Here is a 20,716-nt window from a genome sequence, read left to right as displayed (position 1 = left end):
TCTGAAGTCAAAGCGCAGGGATGCGTTTGTCGGTCAGGCGGATGATCTGCCGGGCCAGGAAGCTGCCGGTCAGGATCACGCCGAACAGGCGCAGGGTCTGCATCGCCAGTACGAAACCGACGTCGGCATGCGTATCGATGGCAATAATGGCCATGGTGTCCAGGCCGCCCGGGCTGGTCGCCAGGTACACCGAGAGATAATCCTTGCCCATCATCACGGCAATCAGCCAGGCCGACACGGCGCAGAGCACGATCAACAGCAATGAGGCCAGAATCATCATCGGCAGCCGTCTCCAGACGTACTGCACCGTCGGCCGGTCGAAGCGCAGCCCGACGTAGCAGCCTATGGCACCGTAAGCGATGGGCAGCAACCAGGCCGGAACGGTGATTTGCATCACGCCACTCAGTTGCAGCGCGCCGCCCAGCATCAGTGGCACCAGCAGGGCACCTGCCGGGAGGCGCGAGCCGAGGGTCACGCCTGCGGCAATCACTGCCAGGCTCAGCGCAAGGTCGACAAGGTTCAGGCTGGGCAGTACCGCTGCACTGCTGTGCAGGGCCGCAGCGGAATCCGGCGCGCCGATGAAATGGCTGACCAGCGCGCCGATGGTGACCACGCAGACGACGCGCACATATTGCATGGTGGCGACGATGCGCGAGTCGGCACCGTAATCCTCGGACATCGCGACCATTGCCGAGGCCGCGCCCGGTGAAGTACCCCAGGCTGCGGTGTTGCTCGGGATACCGGCAAACCGCACCAGCACCAGTCCAACCGCCGCGCTCAGCACCACCGTGAGGATCGTCGCCAGGAGCATGACGTGCCATGAATGAAGGGCGGTGAGCAGCACGCTGACCGACATGGCATGCGCGATCAGCACGCCGACCGTGCCCTGACCGAGTTGAAAGGCCCGCTTGGGCATACGGATGCTGGCGCCTGAAACACCAAAGCCGATGGCGACCAGCATGGGCCCGAGGAACATCGCAGCAGGCATATCGAACAGTTTGAGCAGTTGCCCGGCAATGCCGGCCATCAGGATCAGACCCGCCCATTGAGTCAGCGGGGAAAGGGAGGAAAGCGAAAAGCGTGAAGCGTTTGACAAGGACGTTCTCCTTGATTGGGGTAAATCACATACGCACAGTATCGACTTCGCAACTCATCAAGTCTATTTTCTAATAATCATGAATTGATAACTTTGGTTGATAGATATGGACCTGCGCGATCTCACCTATTTCGAAACCATTGCCGAACTGGGGCATCTCGGACGCGCTGCGGAGAAGCTCAATCGCAGCCAGCCAGCGCTGACCAAAAGCATTCAGCGCCTTGAGGAATCATTCGGCACGCGACTGTTTCAGCGTGACGGCCGACGCATCAAGTTGACGCCCGTGGGCGAGCTGCTCCAGGCGCGTGGCAAGGAATTGCAGCAAAGCATCGCCCAGACCCAGCGCGAGATTCGGGATTTCGCCAGTGGCATGGTGGGCAACATACGGGTCGGCTGCGCTGCGACGATGGCGGAATACCTGATGCCGAAACTGACTTCGGCCTTGTTGCAGCGTACCCCCGACGTCACCTTGAAGCTGGTGATAGGTCAGGATGACCTGCTGCGCGAATCGTTGCGCTCCGGTCAGCTGGACATGATCATTTGCGCGCTGGCGCCCGACAGCGAAGACGTCACCAGCTTCGCCATACTGCAGGACGAAGCTGTGGTGGTCGCCAGCAAGAATCATCCGATTTTCCAGCCGTCGTTGAAGATGAGTGACCTGTGCGCGTATCGCTGGGTACTGCCGCCGGTGAGTGTTTCATCGCGCAAATGGCTCGACGCGACCTTCGCCGCTCACGGCCTGCCGCTGCCGACGGTGCAGATCGAAGCGAATTCGATCTCGCTGCTGCCGGGGCTGATTGCCCGCAGCAACCTGTTGAGCTTCATTGCCCGCGAGTCGCTGGAGTTCGGCAAGACCATGCAGCACCTGCGTGAGGTGCCGCTCGAGCAGACCACCCTCAAACGCACCATCGGTGTGACGTTGCGCAAGGGCGGTTATCTGTCTCCTGCGGCAGAAGGCATGTTGCAGATGCTGCGCGACAACGGCGGGGACTTTCTGGGTTGGGGGTGACAGCCTGAGTTCAGCCGCTCCCCGGCAGAGCCTGAAAGCCACTCAGGTACCTTGCCAGCGCCTCTGCGCCCAGTTCCACGGTCGAGCTGGTACCCGCCCAACTGCAGGCCAGCATCAAGTTGCGCGGCAAGTCGAAGTCCTCAACCATAAAACCATTGGCGTCTAGACCTCTGTCGTCGTGGGGAACCAGTTCGCGCAGCGACGCTACCGGTTCAAAGTAAGCCCACACCGGCTTATTCAGTGCGACCGCCATACCGACTTCGAAGGCCGTGCCCGAATCCGGTTCCAGGCCGCGGAACACGTTCAGGTTGACCAGCATCGCTGAGCAGCGGTGGATCATTGCGACATTCATCGAGTAAATCTGCTGCGCGGTTTCGTGCGCGGTCCGTCCCTGCGTGACCTCATTGTCAAACGGATACAACCCCTCAAGCCCGTGTGCCGCGCACAATGCCTTGAGATAGCGTCCATGTTCCACGGCGTCGGTCCTGAACACGTCGAAGCCTGCGAGATAAACCAGTGGCGCGTGCATATTCGTCTCTCGGCTGCAGATATTATCCCGCCGATTCTAAAGCCGGCCGTCAGCCCGCGATACATGCCATTGATCGGCCGAAACACGTTCAGCAGGCGTTTGCGCTGGAATCTGTACGGATAACCAGTATCCTTGTTCAGTCTGCTCATTTGTATGTGAACGCTGGCCTTGAATACTTCGCCCCTCGACAATCCGTTTTATTACCTGGAAAACTTCCGTCAGGTCCTTGGCTGGATTGCCCGGCGCTACGATGACCTGCTCGATGCAACCGAGCGCCGCTTCATCAGCGAGTTTGCCGAATTGCCGGTGCCCGCCCAGGGTTTGCTGGTGCGCATGGTGATGCGCAAGGGTGTGTTGTTTCGGGCCAGCAAACTCGGTTATGTCGAGATTGGCGATCCTCATGACGCCGTGCTGCCGCTACTGGCGCGGGAGTGGGTCGACAGCGCTCCGCCACTGGGCTTGAGCGAGCTGTTCCAGCTGCTGCGTCGGGATGAGTTGAGCCACTGCTTCAAAGACCACGCGGTCAAGGGCCCTGAGCGCAAGCAGGAATGGTTCGAGCGCCTGCAGCCGATGTACCCGTCGCCGCAGTCCCTTGAACAATGGTACCCGACGTTGTCCGACGCTGTGTTCGGCCTGAAGATCATGCCGCTGTGTGATCGCCTGCGCTTGCTGTACTTCGGCAATCTGTACCAGGAATGGTCTGAATTCGTGCTGGCTGACCTGGGTATCTACCGCTACGAAAAGGTCGAGTTCTCGCTGGAGTCGCGCGGCATCAACCAGCGTGCCGACATTGATGTGTGCCTGCAATTGCATGCCTGCCGGGAAGCACTGGAAACCTGCCTGGAGCTGCATGCGCTGGCCGAGCGTGTCATTGCCATCGAGTGCGGCAATCCGTGGTTGCTGATGCGTCGTGGCAAACTGCTGTTCCGTATCGGGCAACAGGCCGAGCGCATCCAGGACTGGCCTCTGGCGATGGCGGTGTATCGCCAGTCGAGCTACCCCGGCGCGCGTTCAAGGCAAATCCGCGTGCTGGAGCGCAATGCCGAGTATGCAGCGGCGCTGACGCTGGCGGAGCAGGCCCGTCTTGCACCGGAAAGTGATGCGGAGGTCCAGCACCTGTCACGCGTCTTGCCACGCCTGCAACGCAAGCTCGGCCTGGCGGCGGCGCGCAAGCGCACGGTGCGGGCCATTGCACGGCTGGACGTGCAGGTCACGCCGGTGTCGGGGATGAGTGTCGAGCGTCTGATACGCCTGCACCTCGAAGCCGAGCAGGGCGGGGAAGTGCATTACGTCGAGAATGCGCTGATCAATTCACTGTTCGGGCTGCTGTGCTGGCGAGCCATTTTTGCGCCGTTGCCGGGTGCATTCTTTCATCCGTTTCACAGTGCGCCGAGTGACCTGTACAGCCCTGACTTCTATCAGCGCAGGGCTGCGTTATTCGATGCCTGTCTGGTGCAACTGGAGTCGGATGAATACCTGGCGACCATTCGTGAGCATTTTGAAAGCAAATACGGCCTGCAATCACCCTTCGTATTCTGGGGAGCGCTGACGCCGGAGCTTCTGGAGCAGGCGCTCTATTGCCTGCCGGCAGCGCACTTGCTTCGCTGGTTTCGTCGCCTGTTGCAGGACATAAAAGCCAACCGGACAGGGATGCCCGACCTGATCCAGTTCTTTCCGCAACAGCGTCGTTATCGAATGATCGAGGTCAAGGGGCCGGGTGATCGCCTCCAGGACAACCAACTGCGCTGGCTGGACTTCTGTGCCGAGCATGGCATGCCGGTGGAGGTGTGTTACGTGCAATGGGCAACTGACGACAGTGCTTGTGTCAGTAGCGACCTGTCAGACCATCAAGGGGCCTTGTGCCCGTCCTGACTGTCCTGGTGATCTGCATCATGCGGGTGTTTCGAGTCATGAGGCTTGTCATCTGCACTGCCGTTCTTTCCGGGCAAGGGATCCATGCCTTTGGTGCCGGGGCTTGTGCCTGGTGCGCCGGGGCTGGTTCCATCGACGTTCTTTTCCGTACCGGTGCCTGGGACCTTAGGGCTGTCGCCTGCCGGGTTGGTCGGGCCGGTCGACCCTGCAAATGCGCTGGTGCCCGAGAGGGCCAAAAATGCTGCGAGGCTTATGGCCCCCAATCTATTCCTGATCATGATGCAACCTCCGTAAGTACAGGGACTGAAACGGTGCCGCTAGAAGGGTGGACCCGCGGGCAGGGCATGGTCCTGCCCGCGTAAGACGCCTGATTACTGAGTCTTGGTCTTTTCAGTGGGGGTGCTCTTGTCGTGCGTGCCGTGTGTCGTCTTGTCGTGCTTCATCGAACGCTCGGCTGCCGCTTCCTTGCTTTCAGTCTGCACACCTGGGGTCTCGGACGAGGTGCGGTCCATCGGCTGGGTATTGGTGCCCGGCAGTTTGGTCGCATTCTTGTTGATCGGGGTTTCAGGGGTAGTGGTCGACTCGGCGAAGGCGGCGCCTGAAGCTACAGCCATCAGGCCAGCAAGGGTCAGGGCAGTCAGTTTGGTCTTGATCATGATGCTAACTCCGTTGTTTTAAAGTACTCACGTTGGTCATTGGCCAGTGGCCATAGGTGCCGTCGAACCCGACGAACGGTAGATATCTTCCATGCATCAAGCCTTACGCCGTTGCTATCCACCTTGAGAGTGATCGCGCGCTTTTTTCGGTCATTCATGCACCCCTGAACACCGTCAACAGCGGAGTTTTAAGTTGATTTAGCTATAACGTGACCGCTCGGTCATTTACAACGATTCTTAAAATCACACTTTCTTACATTTTTATAACACCAATGGCATTTCGCTATCCGATGGGTGGTGGCAGAACGCTATTTGGCTTGATGTAGCGTGAATAGCCCGTAAACATTGGCTTTTAAAGGGGTTTTCATCGCCAGTGACGTAGGAAATCACTTACAAAAAAGTTCCCCTCCGGACACGATTCGTTGGATTGTCATTAAACAGCAACATTTGAGGTTTTAAATCCGCCTCGGGCCTCCTTAAGTGGACCACCACACAATCTCCTGGACTGAGGTATTACCGTGATTCTGCTGACTAAAAAACGCTTGTCGCTTCTGATCGCATCGCTGTGCCTTAGCGGTGTGGCTCACGCGACTGATGTAACAGGCGCTGGTTCGAGTTTCGTCTACCCGGTTATTTCGGCGTGGTCCCAGGACTACAGCAAGAGCAAGGATAACCGTATCAACTATCAGTCCATCGGTTCGGGTGGTGGTATTGCCCAGATCAAGGCTGCGACCGTTGACTTCGGTGCATCCGATGCTCCGATGTCCGCAGAAGACCTGCAGGCCGGCGGTCTGGGTCAGTTTCCGAGCGTGATCGGCGGTATCGTGCCGATCGTCAACGTCGAAGGCGTCGAAAGCGGCGAGCTGAAGCTGGACGGTCCAACCATCGCCAAGATCTTCATGGGCGAGATCAAGAAGTGGAACGACCCGGCAATCACTGCGCTGAACTCGGGCGTCAAACTGCCTGATACCGCCATCACCGTCGTTCACCGTTCGGACGGTTCGGGCACCACGTACAACTTCACCAACTACCTGAGCAAAGTCAGCCCCGAGTGGAACGAGAAGCTGAAGTTCGGTTCGACCGTACAGTGGCCAGCAGGCGTGGGCGGCAAGGGTAACGAAGGTGTTTCGGCCTACGTGAAGCAGATCAAGGGTTCGATCGGCTATGTCGAATACTCCTACGCGACCACCAACAAGCTGTCCTACACTCAGCTGAAAAACGCGGCTGGCAAATTTATCAAACCAGACGCCAAGGCTTTCGCAGCAGCTGCTGACACCGCCGACTGGGCGAGCGCCAAAGACTTCAACCTGATCATGACCAACGCGCCGGGTGAGGCTGCATGGCCGATCACCGCGACCACCTGGATCATCATGTACAAGAAAGCCAAGAACGAAGAGAAAAGCACCGCGGCTTTCGACTTCTTCAAGTGGTCCCTGGAAAACGGCCAGAAGCAGGCCGAGAAACTGGAATACGTAGCATTGCCTAAATCGCTGGTTGATCGCGTGGAAAGCTACTGGAAAACGGAATTCACCAAGTAAGTGATTCAACCCGTACCACCCCTGTCATCAGCCGCGATATCGGCTCGGTGACAGGGGCTTTTCCTTGCGAGTGGCCTCAACATGACTGAAAACACCCAATACCTGTCCGCTAACGTCTCCGCTGGTGAGTCCGAGGGCGAGAAGCGCGCCAAACGGGATCATCGTCATGACCTGTGGTTCAAGCGTTCATTGCAGGCTGCAGCGATGCTGGTGCTTGCTTTGCTGGGTTGTATTGCCTTGTCGACCCTGTGGGGCGGCAGTCTGGCATTCCAGACTTTCGGGTTTGGCTTTCTGACCAGCACCGAGTGGGACGTGAACGCCGGCAAGTTCGGCGCGCTGGTTCCGATTTACGGCACCCTGGTCACCTCTTTTCTGGCTTTGCTGATCGCCGTACCGGTGAGTTTCGGCATTGCAATCTTTCTCACCGAAGTGGCACCACCGTGGTTGCGCATGCCGATCGCCTCGGCCATCGAGCTGTTGGCCGGTATCCCTTCGATCATCTACGGCATGTGGGGGCTGTTTGTCTTCGGCCCGTTCATGGCTGAACACCTGTCGCCGTGGATCACCGAAAACCTTGGCGCACTGCCGCTGATCGGTCCGATGTTCCAAGGGCCGCCGCTGGGTATCGGCATGCTGACCGCCGGCATCGTGCTGGCGATCATGATCACCCCGTTCATTACCTCGGTGATGCAGGAAGTCTTCCGTACCGTGCCCGTGGCCCTCAAGGAGTCGGCCTATGCACTGGGCGGTACGACCTGGGAAGTGGTCTGGGACATCGTGCTGCCTTACACCCGTTCGGCCGTGGTCGGCGGTGTGTTCCTGGGGTTGGGACGCGCGCTCGGCGAAACCATGGCGGTAACCTTCGTACTGGGCAACGCGCATCAGTTCTCGGCTTCGCTGATGATGCCGAGCAGTTCGATCGCTTCGGTGATTGCCAACGAGTTCAACGAGGCCTATACCGACTTGCACCGTTCGGCACTGATTGCCCTTGGCTTCCTGTTGTTTGTCGTCACCTTCATCGTGCTGGCCCTTGCACGCCTGATGCTGTCGCGCCTTTCGCGTAAGGAGGGGTTATGAGTAAGGATGTGACCGGCAGCGAGCACCTGTATCGGGTTCGCAGTATCAAGAACAAGATTGCGATGGTACTCAGCTGTGGCGCCACCGCCTTCGGCCTGCTGTGGCTGGTGTGGATTCTGCTGACCACCATCATCAAGGGTATCGACGCGCTCAACCTGCAACTGTTCACCGGCATGACTCCGCCGCCGGGCACCGAGGGTGGTCTGGCCAACGCGTTCTACGGCAGCGTGCTGATGTCCGGCATCGGCCTGCTGATCGGTACGCCGATCGGCCTGATGGCCGGCATCTGGCTGGCCGAGTTTGCCCGCTACACCAAACTGGGCAACACGGTTCGCTTCATCAACGACATCCTGCTCTCGGCACCTTCCATCGTGCTCGGCCTGTTCGTCTACACCGTCGTGGTTCTGCCACTCAACGCGGTGACAGGCCATCAGGTGGGCTTTTCGGCGATTGCCGGCGCGCTGGCGCTGGCATTGCTGGTGATCCCGGTGGTGGTGCGTACCACTGACGAAATGATGCAATTGCAACCCTCGACCATGCGTGAAGCTGCGCTGGCGCTGGGTGTGCCGCAATGGAAGCTGACCCTGCAAATCGTCCTGCGCGCAGCCAAGGCCGGTGTGGTAACCGGCGTATTGCTCGCATTGGCACGCATCACCGGCGAAACCGCGCCGCTGCTGTTCACCGCTTTCGGCAATCAGTTCTGGAGCAGCGATCTGCTCAAACCCATCGCCAGTGTTCCGGTGGTGGTTTTCCAGTACGCCATGAGCCCGTTCGATGACTGGCACTCCCTGGCATGGGCCGGTGCGCTGGTCATGACGTTGTTCGTACTGATACTGAGTCTGCTGTCTCGCTTAATTCTTCTGCGCAATAGGGCGTCCTGATGAACAACCTTTCCCTGGCCAACGAAAAAACCAAGATCCAAGTACGCGGTCTGGAGTTTTTCTACAACAACCAGAAGTCGTTGAAGTCCATCGACATGACCATCCCCGAGAAGCGCATCACTGCGATCATCGGCCCGTCGGGTTGCGGTAAATCGACCCTGCTGCGCGTCTTCAACCGCATCTACGCGATGTACCCGAAGCAGGAAGCGCGCGGTGAAGTGCTGCTCAATGGCGAAAACATCCTGGCGCCAGGCTATTCGATGAACCGCCTGCGCAGTCATGTGGGCATGGTGTTTCAGAAGCCGGTGCCGTTCCCGATGTCGATCTACGACAACATTTCCTACGCCATCAAGCACCACGAAAAGCTGTCGCGTCGGGAAATGGAAGATCGCGTCGAGCAGGCCCTGCGTGGCGCGGCCTTGTGGGACGAGGTCAAGGACAAGCTCAAGCAGAGTGCGACCGGTCTGTCCGGTGGTCAGCAGCAGCGTCTGTGCATCGCCCGTACCATCGCGCTGCGTCCTCAGGTCCTGCTGCTCGACGAGCCGACGTCGGCACTTGACCCGATTTCCACAGGACGTATCGAACAGCTGATCACCGAACTAAAAGAGCAGTTCACCGTGATCATCGTGACTCACAACATGCAGCAGGCGGCGCGTTGCTCCGACTACACTGCCTTCATGTTCATGGGTGAACTGATCGAGCACGGCGACACCGACACCATCTTCACCAAGCCCTCCAAGACCCAGACCGAAGATTACATCACCGGTCGTTTCGGCTGATCATTCGGCCAGGGCGGGCGCTTCCTGGCGCTCGCCCATGAACGCCTCGATCCTGCTGCGCAGCCAACGCTCGGCAGGGTCGCTGTCCATCACACTCAGCCACGTCATCGACAGGTCCAGCCCCGGCGTTGGGAAGGGCAGTGGCTCGTCATACAGCAGACCCAGTGCGCTCATGGCCTTTGCCGCGTAGTCGGACAGCCCCGAAATCATGTCGGTGCCGGCCATCAAAGCGGGCAGGGTGGCGAACTGCGGCACCGACAACACCACCTGACGCTTGCGTCCCAGCGCGGTCAGCCACTCATCGGCGAAACTGCTGACACTCGCGACGTGCGAGACCACAACGTGTGGGCGCGAGCAGTATTCGTCCAGGCTCATGGGACCGGCAGGCTTGTCGGCGCGCACCAGCCTTGGCTGTACGTTACGCAGGGTCTTGCGCTTGGCGTTGGCCGGCAGTTCACGGGTCAGGCAGACGCCGACGGTGATGTCGCCGGACATCAGCACCTCGGAGATATTCAGGTAGTCGACATGCTTGACCACGATCACCACGCCGGGCGCCTCTTCGCGGATGGCCTTGAGCATCGCCGGCAGCAGGCCGAACTCGACGTCATCGGTCAGGCCGATGCGAAAGGTCATTTTGCTGACTGACGGATCGAAGTCGGTGGTCAGGCTGAGTGCCGTGGACATGGCGTCCAGCGCGGGCGTCAGGTGCTTGAGAATCTCGTGAGCGCGTGCGGTGGGTTCCATGCGATGGCCGACGCGGATGAACAGCGGGTCGTTGAGCAGACTGCGCAGGCGATTCAGGGCGGCGCTTATCGTGGGTTGGCCGAGAAACAGTTTTTCGGCTGCGCGGGTGACGTTACGCTCCTGCATCAATGTTTCGAATACCACCATCAGGTTGATGTCGGCCTTGCGCAGTTCATTTCGATTCATTGCTGTTCCTTGGCGTCAGACCCGGATGGCCACGACGGCCTGTAACGGACGGCCCAGTCTAGGCAGGCACGGCAGGAGGCGTCCAGCATTTTGCCATCGTCGGAAATCAGCGTGAAGAAACGTCTGCTTACGGTTCTGTTGGCAGGAAAAGGGCGAATCTGTTGTGGGAAACAGGGTCTACTTGCAGGTCCGCCGCGTGCAGTCAGCGGTTCGAGAATTCGACTCTATTTACAGGAGGTGCCCCTTATGCGGGCTGCAAAGATTGCCGGCATGTTGATGTCGTTGACGCTGTCAGGCGCAGCACTGGCTGAGACGCCCGGTTATGGCCAGCAACTGGAAGGTTTCACGTACCCCCATGCGCTGCACAAATTCAGTTTCCAGTCCCAGGGCCAGACGCTGGAAATGGGTTATATGGACGTCGCGCCCAGCGGCAAGGCCAACGGCCGCACGGCGGTGCTAATGCATGGCAAGAATTTTTGCGCTGCGACCTGGGAAGACACCATCAAGGGACTGAGTGCCGCGGGCTATCGCGTCGTCGCAGCGGATCAGATCGGTTTCTGCACCTCGACCAAGCCGGAGCACTACCAGTACAGCTTCCAGCAGTTGTCGATGAACACCCACGCGCTGCTGGAAAAACTGGGCCTCGACAAGGTGTCAGTGGTCGGTCACTCCACGGGCGGCATGCTGGCCACGCGTTACGCGTTGATGTACCCGAAGCAGACCGAGAAGCTGGTGATGGTCAACCCTATCGGTCTGGAAGACTGGAAAGCACTCGGCGTGCCGTACCGCAGCGTGGATCAGTGGTATGAACGGGAGCTGAAGACCACCGCCGACGGTATTCGCGCCTATGAGCAGAAGACTTACTACGATGGCCGCTGGAAGCCTGAGTATGACAAGTGGGTCGACATGCTGGCCGGTCTGAACAAAGGGCCGGGTCACAAGGTCGTGGCCTGGAACTCGGCGTTGATCTACGACATGATTTTCACCCAGCCGGTGTTCTACGAGTTCCCCAGGTTGCAGGTGCCGACGGTGCTGATGATTGGCGATGCCGATACCACTGCCATCGGCAGCGATATCGCCCCGCCTGAGGTCAAGGCGAAGATCGGCAATTACAAGGTACTGGGCAAGCAGGTGGCGCAGATGATCCCGGGCGCCAGGCTGGTGGAATTCAAGGGCAAGGGCCATGCCCCGCAGATGGAAGACCCGCAGGGCTTCAACAAGGCACTGGTCTCCGAGCTTCAATAAGCTGCACGTCATGCCACGCGGCAACCTGGTCCGATAGCGACCAGGTTGTCTGCGACCGGCACTGCCGATTAAACGGCAATCTCTACCTGATCACCCTTGAGTCTTACCGGCCAGACGTCGAGCCGCTGATCCGGGTATTCGATACAGCTGCCGTCGTGCAGGCGAAAGTGCTGCTTGTACAACGGCGAGGCGATGACCAGTTCGCCCGCGATCTGCCCGATCAGACCACGCCCGATCACGTTGGCCCCCGATTTGGGATCGCGGTTATCAATGGCAAAGAGCTGCTCGCCCTGTGCAGTTTCGGGCAGGTAGAACAGTGCGACCTGCGCGCCGTCCAGCCACGCAACGACGCCTGAATTGGCGACCAGATCCGCACGTCCACACAGGGGCTGCCAGTGCTGCTGCGCTGCCGCTGGCGCATTGTCGCCGGTGCGTATTGTCTGAGACGCGTTCATCACACCACCTCCTTGAACAACGGAATAAGAGCCAGCTCTTCGGGTTTTGCCGGACGCCGCTGGGCGCGTTCCTTGACGAACTGCACGTCGGGGTCAGCACGCCCGTCGTTGACGAAGGTGCGGAAGCGCTTGAGTTTTTCCGGGTCCTTGAGGGCGTTGGCCCATTCGCATTCGTAGCGGTCGACCACCAGTTGCATCTGCGACTCCAGCTCGGCGGCCAGGCCCAGGCTGTCGTCGACGATGACCGCCTTGAGATAATCGAGGCCGCCTTCCAGCGTTTCACGCCAGACCGAAGTACGCTGCAGCTTGTCGGCGGTGCGGATGTAGAGCATCAGAAAGCGGTCGATGTAACGAATCAGGGTTTGGTCATCCAGGTCGGTGGCGAACAACTCGGCGTGACGCGGACGCATGCCGCCGTTGCCGCACAGGTAAAGGTTCCAGCCGTTCTCGGTGGCAATCACACCGACGTCCTTGCTCTGCGCTTCGGCGCATTCGCGGGTGCAGCCGGACACGGCGAACTTGAGCTTGTGCGGCGAGCGCAGGCCCTTGTAACGGTCCTCGATACGCAGCGCCATGGCGACGCTGTCCTGCACGCCGTAGCGGCACCAGGTGCTGCCGACGCAGGATTTGACCGTGCGGGTCGACTTGCCGTAGGCATGGCCGGTTTCGAAGCCTGCCTCGATCAGCTCGCTCCAGATATCCGGCAACTCGTGCAGTTGTGCGCCGAACAGGTCGATGCGCTGGCCGCCGGTGATCTTGGTGTACAAGTCGTATTTTTTTGCCACCGCGCCAATCGCAATCAGGCCGTCCGGGGTGATTTCGCCACCCGGAATACGCGGCACCACCGAGTAGGTGCCGTTTTTCTGCATGTTGGCCATGAAGGTATCGTTGGTGTCCTGCAGCGGCACCAGTGAAGGCTCGGTGATGGGGCGGTTCCAGCACGACGCCAGGATCGAGCCGACTGCGGGCTTGCAGATGTCGCAGCCATGCGCGCCTTTGCCATGCCGAGTCAGCAGTTCGTCAAAGGTCTCGATGCCTTCGACGCTCACCATCGAGTACAACTCCTGGCGGGTATAAGCGAAGTGTTCACAGAGGCTTTTATCGACCGCCACACCGCGAGCGATCAGTTCATGCTCGAAAACCTGTTTGAGCAATGCCGTGCAACCGCCGCAACCGGTGGCCGCCTTGGTGCAGGACTTGATTCCGGCCAGATCGGTGCAGCCATTGTCGATGGCCGAGCACACCGCGCCTTTGCTGACGTTATGGCAGGAGCAGATAGTCGCTGTGGCGGGCAGGGCGTCGGCGCCCAGCGTCGGTGCGCCTTCGCCACGGGGCAGAATCAGGCTCGATGGATCGGCGGGCAGCGGGATGCCGTTCTGCGCGTATTGCAGCAGCGTGTCGTAATAGCTGTTATCGCCGACCAGCACAGCGCCGAGCACCTGCTTGCCATCGGCCGACACCACCAGACGACGGTAGCTGGCAGTGGCTTCGTCAATGAAGCGATAACTGACGGCCCCGGCCAGCGCACCGTGCGCATCACCGATGGAGCCGACATCCACACCCAGCAGCTTGAGCTTGGTGGACATGTCGGCGCCGAAGAATGCGTCAGTATCCTGTTCGCACAACTGCGCTGCTACGCCACGGGCCATTTGATAACCGGGCGCCACCAGGCCGAACACACTGCCGTTCCAGGCTGCGCATTCGCCGATTGCATAGATGTCGGCGTCGCTGGTGCGGCAGTGCTCGTCGATTGCGATGCCTCCGCGTGGGCCGAGCGCCAGCTCGCATTGGCGGGCCAGGGCGTCTTGCGGGCGAATGCCTGCGGAGAACACGATCAGGTCGGTCTCGAGAAACTCGTCATTGGCGAAGTTCATGCGGTAGCGGTACTGCTTGCCGTCGCTGATCGACTGCGTGGCGCGCGACAGATGCACGCCGACGCCCAGCGCTTCGATACGCGCCTTCAACGCAGCGCCACCGAGGTCATCCAGTTGCACCGGCATGAGACGCGGCGCGAACTCGACGACATGGGCTTCCAGCCCCAGCGATTTAAGCGCATTGGCCGCTTCCAGCCCCAGCAGACCGCCGCCGACCACTACGCCACGGCGGGCTTTCGTCGCGGCATAGCGAATGCTGTCCAGGTCCTCGAGTGTGCGATAGACCAGCCGGGAGTTGCCCCGCGCGCCCTCGATAGGCGGTACGAACGGGTAGGAGCCGGTGGCCAGGATCAGCTTGTCGTAACTGAAGCAGCCCTCGGCGGTAATGATTTCGTGACGATCACGATCAATCTCCAGCACCGGTACGCCGAGGTGCAGCGTCAGGCCGGGTTGTTCGTAGACAGACATCTCGCTCATGGCCAGCGATTCGGCGTCGCGGCCGGTGAAGTATTCGGACAGGTGCACGCGGTCGTAGGCGCGCTGTGTTTCCTCGCCAAAGACGTGGATGCGATAACGCTCGAGTGCGCCGCCTGCGATCAACTGCTCGACGCAATGATGCCCGACCATGCCATTACCGACGACGATCAGGGTTTTTACATCGTTGAGGGGGAAGACTGTGGTGTTCATAGCGAGTCCCGGCCGAGGCCAATCAGGTTTTTCAAAGCAAAAAAAAAGCGCCCGGAACCTTTCGGTTCCAGGCGCCTTTGCCTGTTCTCTTATGGGTGTTCTGGGGGGCCATCGAGCCACGTTGCCGGAGGCGCCCTGATAGCCCTCTGGTCTCTGCGAGACTGGCGATCCACGTCGATCAACCGGGGCGGCCCGACCACATTCATGGTGGGGTTGTTGAGTAATATGCAGGGCCTGTGCCAGCTTGCGCCGGCAGCGCTTCAAGCCCGAATTGGCAATACCCGCAAGGCTGCGCAGCGTTTACGATGGCGTCAGGCGCATGATTTTTTCTGCCTTGCATTGGTGCGCATCAAGGGGATTACGCTGTAAAGCTGTGCGCCGTATTGACCGCTCACGATAATCGGCGTTTTTGCCTGTGGGCGCCCCAGTCGCTCCAGGCACATATCGTTCCTCACGCTCCGCGTGGGAATGCCTGTCGTGACGCTCCGCGTCACAATTCTGCGCCGCACCGCCTGCTCTATAGTTAAGCCGTGCGTCCAGAAGCCCAGGTCTGGCGTAACATTTGTATCACCCTGCAACTCCTCTATAAGTCAGTGCTCATGAACATCACTATCACTGAAGTACACCCCGCCGAGATCCCGCACACCGTCGATTTCGTCATGCGTGCCCGCGCCGGGATCTTTCCCTTGCTCGACACCGTCACCGTTCCGCCCGATCTGGCCGGCTTCGAGCAGGTGTATCTGAACGGTGAGGACGGCAAGTTTCTGATCGCCCGCTGTGAAGGGCAGATCATCGCGGCTGTGGGCTACCTGCCATACGATCATCGTTTCCCGCAGTTCGATTACCGCGGGCGCAGAACCGTCGAGATCGTACGTCTGTTCGTCACTCCGGAGTTTCGTGGCGACGGGCTGGCCAGCCGCTTATGTCAGGCGCTCTGGGAATATGCCGAGGCGGGTGGCATCGAGGTTCTGTACCTGCATACCCATCCGTTTCTGCCCGGCGCGATTCGTTTCTGGGAGAAACAGGGCTTTGCCGTAACCGATGTGGAGAGCGATCCGGTGTGGAACACCACTCATATGGAGCGCGCTCTTTAAGAGGGCTTTATCAGAAGACAGAAAGGGGCTGGCAGGGCACCAACCCCCTTGTGCCGATCAGTGCGGAGAACGCTGGCGCGCAGTCTTGAGCAGGTCTTCCGGGGTGATGTGGCCGACCACCGATTTGGCCGCCGCGCTGCCGGGGAGCGGCAAGTCGAGAATGTGACCTTTCATCTTGCCGATCACGTGCATTTCGCAAGGCTTGCAATCGAACTTGAGGGTCAGCACTTCATCACCGTGCACCAGTTGCATCGGCGCGACCTTGGTGCGCACGCCTGTCACACCTTTGGCCTGTTTCGGGCACAGGTTGAACGAGAAGCGCAGGCAATGCTTGGTGATCATCACCGGTACTTCGCCGGTCTCTTCGTGGGCCTCGTAGGCCGCGTCGATCAGCTGTACGCCGTGGCGATGATAGAAGTCGCGGGCCTTCTGGTTGTAGACGTTGGCCAGAAAAGACAGATGCGACTCCGGGTACACCGGTGGCGGGGTGGTCTCGGCCTTGCGGCCACCACGTGGGTGAGCCTTGATACGGGCTTCGGTCAGCGCCTCGATGGCGTCGCGGCGCAGGGTCTTGAGCTGCGAGTTGGGTACGAAGAACGCCTGTGGCGCGTCAAGCCTGACATCCTGGGCATGATAGATCGTGGTGCCCAGTTGAGTGAGCAGGTCACGCAACTGATCCAGCGCCTGCTCGGGCTTGTTGGCCGCACCGAATGGCCCATCGAGGCCGACGGTGACGCTCACGCTTTCTTCGCTAGTGGCTCTCAGGCTCAAATGATCTTCGCGCAGCGTGACCTGCCACTGAACGCCGATACGACGCTCGGCCGAGGTCTTGAGCAGCGCCTGTTGCCAGTTGTGGTCCAGGTTGCGGTTCAGCGGATGATTGGGGCGTAGGCCGGAAAGGCCCGCGGGCATCTCGTTGGGCTCTACGCGATAGCGCCAGCGCTTCTGGCCGTCCTCTTCGAACTCGCCCTTGAGCTCGGCGATGTTGGCACGGAAGCCCACTACTTCACGCTTGATCTGCACATTGAGGCCATCGCCGTTGGACAGCGGCTCATGGGTCACGGCGATCAGGTCGCGTTTGCCAAGCTTTTCAACGGTGCCCACCGCCAGACCGGTGAAGGTCGGTGTGTCGAACGCGCCGATGTCGATCTTGCGGTCGCTGACGAAATAATCGGTGCTGCCGCGATGAAAGGTCTTTTCCGGGTCCGGCACGAAAAAGTGCGCGGTACGGCCGCTGGAAGCAGGTGCGAGGTCCGTGCGGTCTTCGAGAATCTCGTCCAGACGCTGGCGATAATAGGCCGTGATGTTTTTCACGTAGCCCGCATCCTTGTAACGGCCTTCGATCTTGAACGAGCGCACGCCGGCGTCCACCAGCGCATGCAGGTTGGCGCTCTGGTTGTTGTCTTTCATCGACAACAGATGCTTTTCGAAGGCCACAACGCGGCCCTGATCATCCTTGAGGGTGTACGGCAGGCGGCAGGCTTGCGAGCAGTCACCACGGTTGGCGCTGCGGCCGTTTTGCGCGTGGGAAATATTGCACTGCCCGGAGAACGCCACACACAGCGCGCCGTGGATGAAGAATTCGATGGCCGCGTCGGTCTCGTCGGCGATTGCGCGGATTTCCTGCAGATTCAGTTCGCGGGCCAGCACCAGTTGCGAGAAACCGGCCTGATCGAGAAACTTGGCCCGGCTCAGGGTGCGAATATCGGTTTGCGTACTGGCGTGCAGTTCGATGGGCGGAATGTCCATTTCCATCACCCCGAGGTCCTGCACGATCAACGCGTCCACGCCGGCGTCGTAGAGCTGGTGAATCAGCTTGCGCGCAGGCTCCAGTTCGTCGTCATGGAGGATGGTGTTGATGGTGGTGAAGATCCGCGCGTGATAGCGGTGCGCGAATTTGACCAGCTCGGCAATGTCACTGACCTCGTTGCAGGCGTTGTGCCGCGCACCAAAGCTCGGCCCGCCGATATAGACCGCATCGGCACCATGCAGGATGGCTTCACGGGCGATGGTCACATCCCGTGCAGGGCTGAGCAATTCCAGGTGGTGCTTGGGTAACGACATGGCAACGGGATCCGGCTGCGGGCAAAGCGCGCATTGTAGTGGCAGAGACCGCGCGGTGCACCTGTTGCAGATTGCAGCAGGTGCCGGACTGACCATCGGCGCGGTTTCAGCGCGAGCGCAGGCGCAGAATCTTCGCCCCGTCACTGGGGTCGGTCAGCCAGTGCGCCACCACGCCGAAGGTGCTCAGCAGGCGTTCCGGGGTCAGCACCTCAAGTGGCGCACCCAGCGCGACCAGCCGACCCTTTTCCATGACCGCCACACGGTCGCAGTCCAGCGCCTGATTCAGGTCGTGCAGGGCAATCACGGTGGTCACCGGCAAGGCTCTGACCAGGCCGAGGATGGTCAGTTGGTGCTGGATGTCCAGATGATTGGTCGGTTCGTCCAGCAGAAGGATCTGCGGCCGTTGCGCCAGCGCCCGGGCGATGTGAACGCGTTGCCGCTCGCCACCGGACAAGGTGTGCCAGGCGCGTTTTTGCAGGTGCAGCATGTCCACATCCTGCAACGCCTGGCGAACGATCGCGTCGTCCGTTGCGCTCCACGGCTCCAACGCCGACAGCCAGGGCGTGCGGCCCAGTTCGACGGCATCCAGTACGGTCACGGCGTCGCTGGTTTCAGCTTGCTGCTCGACCACCGCCAGCAGGCGCGCCACGTCTCTGCGGCTCAACGCCTCAAGTGCTTGCCCGCCCAGGCTGACCGAGCCGCGGACCGGCTTCTGAATACCGGCCAACAGCTTGAGCAGGGTGGATTTGCCCGAGCCGTTGGGACCGACCACGGCCAGGGTTTCACCGGCGGCAATGCTCAGGTCGACATCGCGCAGCAGCGCTGCGCCACGTACCGAATAACCCAGACCGGCACAACCGAGCACCGGTGCATTGAGCGAATGGGGTAAGGCGTTCATCGCGTGCTGTTGCCCCGGATAAGAATCAAAGCGAAGACCGGTGCACCTATCAGTGCGGTAATGACCCCGATCGGCAGCGCCTGCCCCTTGATCAGCGTGCGCGAGAGGATATCGGCAGCGATCAGGAACAGTGCGCCGCTCAAGGCACTCAGCGGCACCAGCCGAGCATGCCGGACACCGACCAGCATCCGTACCGCGTGCGGGATCACCAGCCCGACAAAACCGATGGAGCCGACAATCGAGACCATCACTGCGGTGACCAGCGCGGCGGTAGTGATCAATATGATCTGCACGCGGCGTACCGCGATCCCCAGTGACGCCGCCGAGTCGCTGCCGAAGGTGAACGCGTCCAGCGCTCGCCTGTGCCAGAGGCACACCAGCAGACCGACCAGCACTGTCGGCACTGCCAGCCAGACCGAGTGCCAGCGCACGCCGCTGAGGTTACCCAGCAGCCAGAACATGATGCCGCGTGCCTGCTCGGAGCTTGCCGATTTGGTGATCAGAAACGAGGTCAGGGCATTGAACAGTTGCGAACCGGCGATCCCGGCCAGAATGATCTGCCCGGCTGCCGTGGTGCCGCGTGAAGAGTGCGCCAGCAGGGCGACCAGCGAAAATGCCGCCACGGCACCGACAAAGGCGCCGGCCGACATCGAGATTGCGCCTGCACCGAAGCCCAGAATAGCGACCAGTACCGCGCCGGTCGAGGCCCCTGCGGAAATCCCCAGCAGATACGGGTCTGCCAGCGGGTTGCGCAATAACGATTGCAACACCACACCACAGATCGCCAGCCCGGCCCCGCAGGCGGCTGCGACAATGGCGCGGGTCAGCCGGTAGTTCCAGACGATGCCTTCGTCGATAGGGTCGAGCACATAGCCGGCAGCCCAGAGTTTGTTGGCCAGCACCTGAAAGACCACGTTCAGGCTGATCGAGGTTTCGCCGATCGCGGCCCCGATCATGATCGCCAGCACCAGCACCGCCGAAACCCAGAGCACATGACTCAATGCTATCGGCAATCTCATTTGGCAGCGTTGAAACGGTTGGCGGCGTCAGCCAGTTCCTCGAACCCGGTGAACAGACGCAGGCCAGCCTGCATGCCCTCGGCGTCGATGATCACGATCCGGTCATGCTTGACCGCGTCCATGTTGCGGGTCACCGGGTCGGTCTTGAGGAATTCGATTTTTTTCAGGTAATCGTCGGCCGGGAAGCGGCGGCGATCCATGCGCGCGATGACCAGAATGCTTGGGTTGGCCTTGGCGATGGTTTCCCAGCCCACGGTTGGCCACTCTTCGTCGGACTGGACGATATTGCGCATGCCCAGGCTGTTGAGCATGAAGTCCGGAATGCCTTTGCGGCCTGCCACGAAAGGGTCGCTGGCAAGGTCGGAGCTGGAGAACCAGAACAGCGCCGAGACGTCGTTGGCCTTGTTCTGCCTGACGTTGGCAATCGCCGCGCTCAGGCGGGCCTTGAGGTCGGTGACCAGCGCGTCGCCGCGATCCTGCACATCGAAGATCTGCGCCAGTTGCTCGATGCTCTTGTAGATGGTCTCGATGCGGAACGGCTCCAGGCGTGTGCCATCGGCGCCGACCAGATTGTCCTTGCCTTCGCAGTCGGACGGCAGGATGTAAGTGGGTATCTTCAGGTCATGGAACTGCTCGCGGGTGCCGACCGCGCCCTGTTTGCCGACCATCCACTCCAGCTGCACGGCCACCAGTTCCGGACGCTTGCCGATCACTGCCTCGAAACTGGGCTCGTTGTCGGCCAGGCGTTCGACCTTGTCGTTCTGCGCCTTGAAGCGTGGCAATACATTGTTGAACCACAGCGAAGTGCCGACCAGTCTGTCGCCCAAGCCCAGTTCGTAGAGCATTTCGGTGCCGGCCTGGCCAATGGTCACAGCCTTGGTTGGCGCATGCGTGAAGGTCAGGGTCGCGCCACAGTTTTCAAGGGTCAGCGGGTACTGAGTGGGGGCGGCGAGGGCCAGGGTGGACAGCGTCAGGCTGGCAGCGAGTGCGGCGAGGCGGGGCAGCGACATGGA

Annotated in this window: 19 protein-coding genes; 8 read left to right on the top strand and 11 right to left on the bottom strand. The window is 60.5% G+C overall.

Annotated elements, in window-relative coordinates:
• Positions 1-7: 7 nt before the first annotated feature.
• Positions 8-1,096, bottom strand: a complete 1,089-nt coding sequence (locus AC54XV_RS15985; protein WP_058398212.1) for an AbrB family transcriptional regulator — start codon at positions 1,094-1,096, stop codon at positions 8-10.
• Positions 1,097-1,202: 106 nt separating this feature from the next.
• Between AC54XV_RS15985 and AC54XV_RS15980 the strand changes: the two genes are divergently transcribed.
• On the top strand, positions 1,203-2,105 hold the full coding sequence (locus AC54XV_RS15980; protein ID WP_024642830.1) for a LysR family transcriptional regulator: 903 nt from the start codon (positions 1,203-1,205) through the stop codon (positions 2,103-2,105).
• 10 nt (positions 2,106-2,115) lie between these two features.
• Here the strand turns inward: AC54XV_RS15980 and AC54XV_RS15975 are convergent, their stop codons facing one another.
• A complete protein-coding gene (locus tag AC54XV_RS15975; RefSeq protein WP_024642829.1) occupies positions 2,116-2,634 on the bottom strand; it encodes a nucleoside 2-deoxyribosyltransferase in 519 nt (172 codons plus the stop codon).
• Between the two features lie 168 nt (positions 2,635-2,802).
• Here AC54XV_RS15975 and AC54XV_RS15970 point away from each other — a divergent pair, with 168 nt between their 5' ends.
• Positions 2,803-4,506 carry a VRR-NUC domain-containing protein gene (locus tag AC54XV_RS15970; RefSeq protein ID WP_011268224.1) on the top strand — a complete coding sequence of 568 codons (1,704 nt, stop codon included), beginning with the start codon at positions 2,803-2,805 and terminating at the stop codon, positions 4,504-4,506.
• Here AC54XV_RS15970 and AC54XV_RS15965 read toward each other — a convergent pair.
• Both AC54XV_RS15965 and AC54XV_RS15960 read right to left on the bottom strand, forming a co-directional pair.
• Positions 4,482-4,784, bottom strand: coding sequence for a hypothetical protein (locus tag AC54XV_RS15965; RefSeq protein WP_011268223.1), 303 nt, complete (start codon positions 4,782-4,784; stop codon positions 4,482-4,484). The two genes, AC54XV_RS15970 and AC54XV_RS15965, sit on opposite strands and share 25 nt — an antisense overlap.
• A gap of 93 nt (positions 4,785-4,877) precedes the next feature.
• Positions 4,878-5,162 (bottom strand): hypothetical protein, encoded by a 285-nt coding sequence (locus tag AC54XV_RS15960; protein WP_003407470.1) that lies wholly within the window; start codon positions 5,160-5,162, stop codon positions 4,878-4,880.
• 518 nt (positions 5,163-5,680) lie between these two features.
• On the opposite strand from AC54XV_RS15960, the gene pstS reads away from it, so the two are divergent.
• The 4 genes from pstS (at position 5,681) to pstB (ending at position 9,437) form a co-directional block, all read left to right on the top strand.
• A complete protein-coding gene (gene pstS / locus AC54XV_RS15955; RefSeq protein ID WP_003407468.1) occupies positions 5,681-6,700 on the top strand; it encodes a phosphate ABC transporter substrate-binding protein PstS in 1,020 nt (339 codons plus the stop codon).
• A gap of 81 nt (positions 6,701-6,781) precedes the next feature.
• Positions 6,782-7,777, top strand: a complete 996-nt coding sequence (pstC, locus tag AC54XV_RS15950; protein WP_003371940.1) for a phosphate ABC transporter permease subunit PstC — start codon at positions 6,782-6,784, stop codon at positions 7,775-7,777.
• Positions 7,774-8,658, top strand: coding sequence for a phosphate ABC transporter permease PstA (gene pstA, locus AC54XV_RS15945; RefSeq protein WP_003407464.1), 885 nt, complete (start codon positions 7,774-7,776; stop codon positions 8,656-8,658). Before pstC ends, pstA begins: the two co-directional genes overlap by 4 nt.
• Positions 8,658-9,437 carry a phosphate ABC transporter ATP-binding protein PstB gene (gene pstB / locus AC54XV_RS15940; protein ID WP_002553918.1) on the top strand — a complete coding sequence of 260 codons (780 nt, stop codon included), beginning with the start codon at positions 8,658-8,660 and terminating at the stop codon, positions 9,435-9,437. The genes pstA and pstB overlap by 1 nt, the downstream gene beginning before the upstream one ends.
• Here the strand turns inward: pstB and AC54XV_RS15935 are convergent, their stop codons facing one another.
• The gene (locus AC54XV_RS15935; protein WP_011268222.1) at positions 9,438-10,367 is read right to left on the bottom strand and encodes a LysR family transcriptional regulator; all 930 of its coding nucleotides are present in this window, start codon (positions 10,365-10,367) and stop codon (positions 9,438-9,440) included.
• A gap of 246 nt (positions 10,368-10,613) precedes the next feature.
• On the opposite strand from AC54XV_RS15935, the gene AC54XV_RS15930 reads away from it, so the two are divergent.
• Positions 10,614-11,612 carry an alpha/beta fold hydrolase gene (locus AC54XV_RS15930; RefSeq protein ID WP_116830739.1) on the top strand — a complete coding sequence of 333 codons (999 nt, stop codon included), beginning with the start codon at positions 10,614-10,616 and terminating at the stop codon, positions 11,610-11,612.
• Between the two features lie 68 nt (positions 11,613-11,680).
• On the opposite strand, the gene nirD is transcribed toward AC54XV_RS15930, so the two are convergent.
• Together nirD and nirB are read right to left on the bottom strand one after the other, a co-directional pair.
• Positions 11,681-12,067 carry a nitrite reductase small subunit NirD gene (gene nirD / locus AC54XV_RS15925; protein ID WP_024642826.1) on the bottom strand — a complete coding sequence of 129 codons (387 nt, stop codon included), beginning with the start codon at positions 12,065-12,067 and terminating at the stop codon, positions 11,681-11,683.
• Positions 12,067-14,628, bottom strand: a complete 2,562-nt coding sequence (gene nirB / locus AC54XV_RS15920) for a nitrite reductase large subunit NirB (RefSeq protein ID WP_496717070.1) — start codon at positions 14,626-14,628, stop codon at positions 12,067-12,069. The genes nirD and nirB overlap by 1 nt, the downstream gene beginning before the upstream one ends.
• A 599-nt stretch (positions 14,629-15,227) precedes the next feature.
• Here nirB and AC54XV_RS15915 point away from each other — a divergent pair.
• Positions 15,228-15,722, top strand: coding sequence for a GNAT family N-acetyltransferase (locus tag AC54XV_RS15915; RefSeq protein WP_032657184.1), 495 nt, complete (start codon positions 15,228-15,230; stop codon positions 15,720-15,722).
• 57 nt (positions 15,723-15,779) lie between these two features.
• Here the strand turns inward: AC54XV_RS15915 and AC54XV_RS15910 are convergent, their stop codons facing one another.
• The 4 genes from AC54XV_RS15910 to AC54XV_RS15895 form a co-directional block, all read right to left on the bottom strand.
• The gene (locus AC54XV_RS15910; protein WP_496717067.1) at positions 15,780-17,786 is read right to left on the bottom strand and encodes a peptidase U32 family protein; all 2,007 of its coding nucleotides are present in this window, start codon (positions 17,784-17,786) and stop codon (positions 15,780-15,782) included.
• Positions 17,787-17,892: 106 nt separating this feature from the next.
• Positions 17,893-18,684 carry an ABC transporter ATP-binding protein gene (locus AC54XV_RS15905; RefSeq protein ID WP_236485976.1) on the bottom strand — a complete coding sequence of 264 codons (792 nt, stop codon included), beginning with the start codon at positions 18,682-18,684 and terminating at the stop codon, positions 17,893-17,895.
• Positions 18,681-19,703, bottom strand: coding sequence for a FecCD family ABC transporter permease (locus AC54XV_RS15900; RefSeq protein ID WP_024641701.1), 1,023 nt, complete (start codon positions 19,701-19,703; stop codon positions 18,681-18,683). The genes AC54XV_RS15905 and AC54XV_RS15900 overlap by 4 nt, the downstream gene beginning before the upstream one ends.
• Positions 19,700-20,713 carry an ABC transporter substrate-binding protein gene (locus tag AC54XV_RS15895; RefSeq protein ID WP_024639623.1) on the bottom strand — a complete coding sequence of 338 codons (1,014 nt, stop codon included), beginning with the start codon at positions 20,711-20,713 and terminating at the stop codon, positions 19,700-19,702. Before AC54XV_RS15895 ends, AC54XV_RS15900 begins: the two co-directional genes overlap by 4 nt.
• Positions 20,714-20,716: the final 3 nt, after the last annotated feature.

It is taken from the genome of Pseudomonas fragariae (ex Marin et al. 2024), assembly GCF_059621105.1.
This window is presented reverse-complemented; position numbering and strand designations above follow the sequence as displayed.

Coding starts and splice junctions, on each gene's coding strand:
- AC54XV_RS15980 (WP_024642830.1), top strand. CDS start 1,203: ATGGACCTGCGCGATCTCACCTATTTCGAAACCATTGCCGAACTGGGG.
- AC54XV_RS15975 (WP_024642829.1), bottom strand. CDS start 2,634: ATGCACGCGCCACTGGTTTATCTCGCAGGCTTCGACGTGTTCAGGACC.
- AC54XV_RS15965 (WP_011268223.1), bottom strand. CDS start 4,784: ATGATCAGGAATAGATTGGGGGCCATAAGCCTCGCAGCATTTTTGGCC.
- AC54XV_RS15960 (WP_003407470.1), bottom strand. CDS start 5,162: ATGATCAAGACCAAACTGACTGCCCTGACCCTTGCTGGCCTGATGGCT.
- pstC (WP_003371940.1), top strand. CDS start 6,782: ATGACTGAAAACACCCAATACCTGTCCGCTAACGTCTCCGCTGGTGAG.
- pstA (WP_003407464.1), top strand. CDS start 7,774: ATGAGTAAGGATGTGACCGGCAGCGAGCACCTGTATCGGGTTCGCAGT.
- pstB (WP_002553918.1), top strand. CDS start 8,658: ATGAACAACCTTTCCCTGGCCAACGAAAAAACCAAGATCCAAGTACGC.
- AC54XV_RS15935 (WP_011268222.1), bottom strand. CDS start 10,367: ATGAATCGAAATGAACTGCGCAAGGCCGACATCAACCTGATGGTGGTA.
- AC54XV_RS15930 (WP_116830739.1), top strand. CDS start 10,614: ATGCGGGCTGCAAAGATTGCCGGCATGTTGATGTCGTTGACGCTGTCA.
- nirD (WP_024642826.1), bottom strand. CDS start 12,067: ATGAACGCGTCTCAGACAATACGCACCGGCGACAATGCGCCAGCGGCA.
- nirB (WP_496717070.1), bottom strand. CDS start 14,628: ATGAACACCACAGTCTTCCCCCTCAACGATGTAAAAACCCTGATCGTC.
- AC54XV_RS15915 (WP_032657184.1), top strand. CDS start 15,228: ATGAACATCACTATCACTGAAGTACACCCCGCCGAGATCCCGCACACC.
- AC54XV_RS15910 (WP_496717067.1), bottom strand. CDS start 17,786: ATGTCGTTACCCAAGCACCACCTGGAATTGCTCAGCCCTGCACGGGAT.
- AC54XV_RS15905 (WP_236485976.1), bottom strand. CDS start 18,684: ATGAACGCCTTACCCCATTCGCTCAATGCACCGGTGCTCGGTTGTGCC.
- AC54XV_RS15900 (WP_024641701.1), bottom strand. CDS start 19,703: ATGAGATTGCCGATAGCATTGAGTCATGTGCTCTGGGTTTCGGCGGTG.
- AC54XV_RS15895 (WP_024639623.1), bottom strand. CDS start 20,713: ATGTCGCTGCCCCGCCTCGCCGCACTCGCTGCCAGCCTGACGCTGTCC.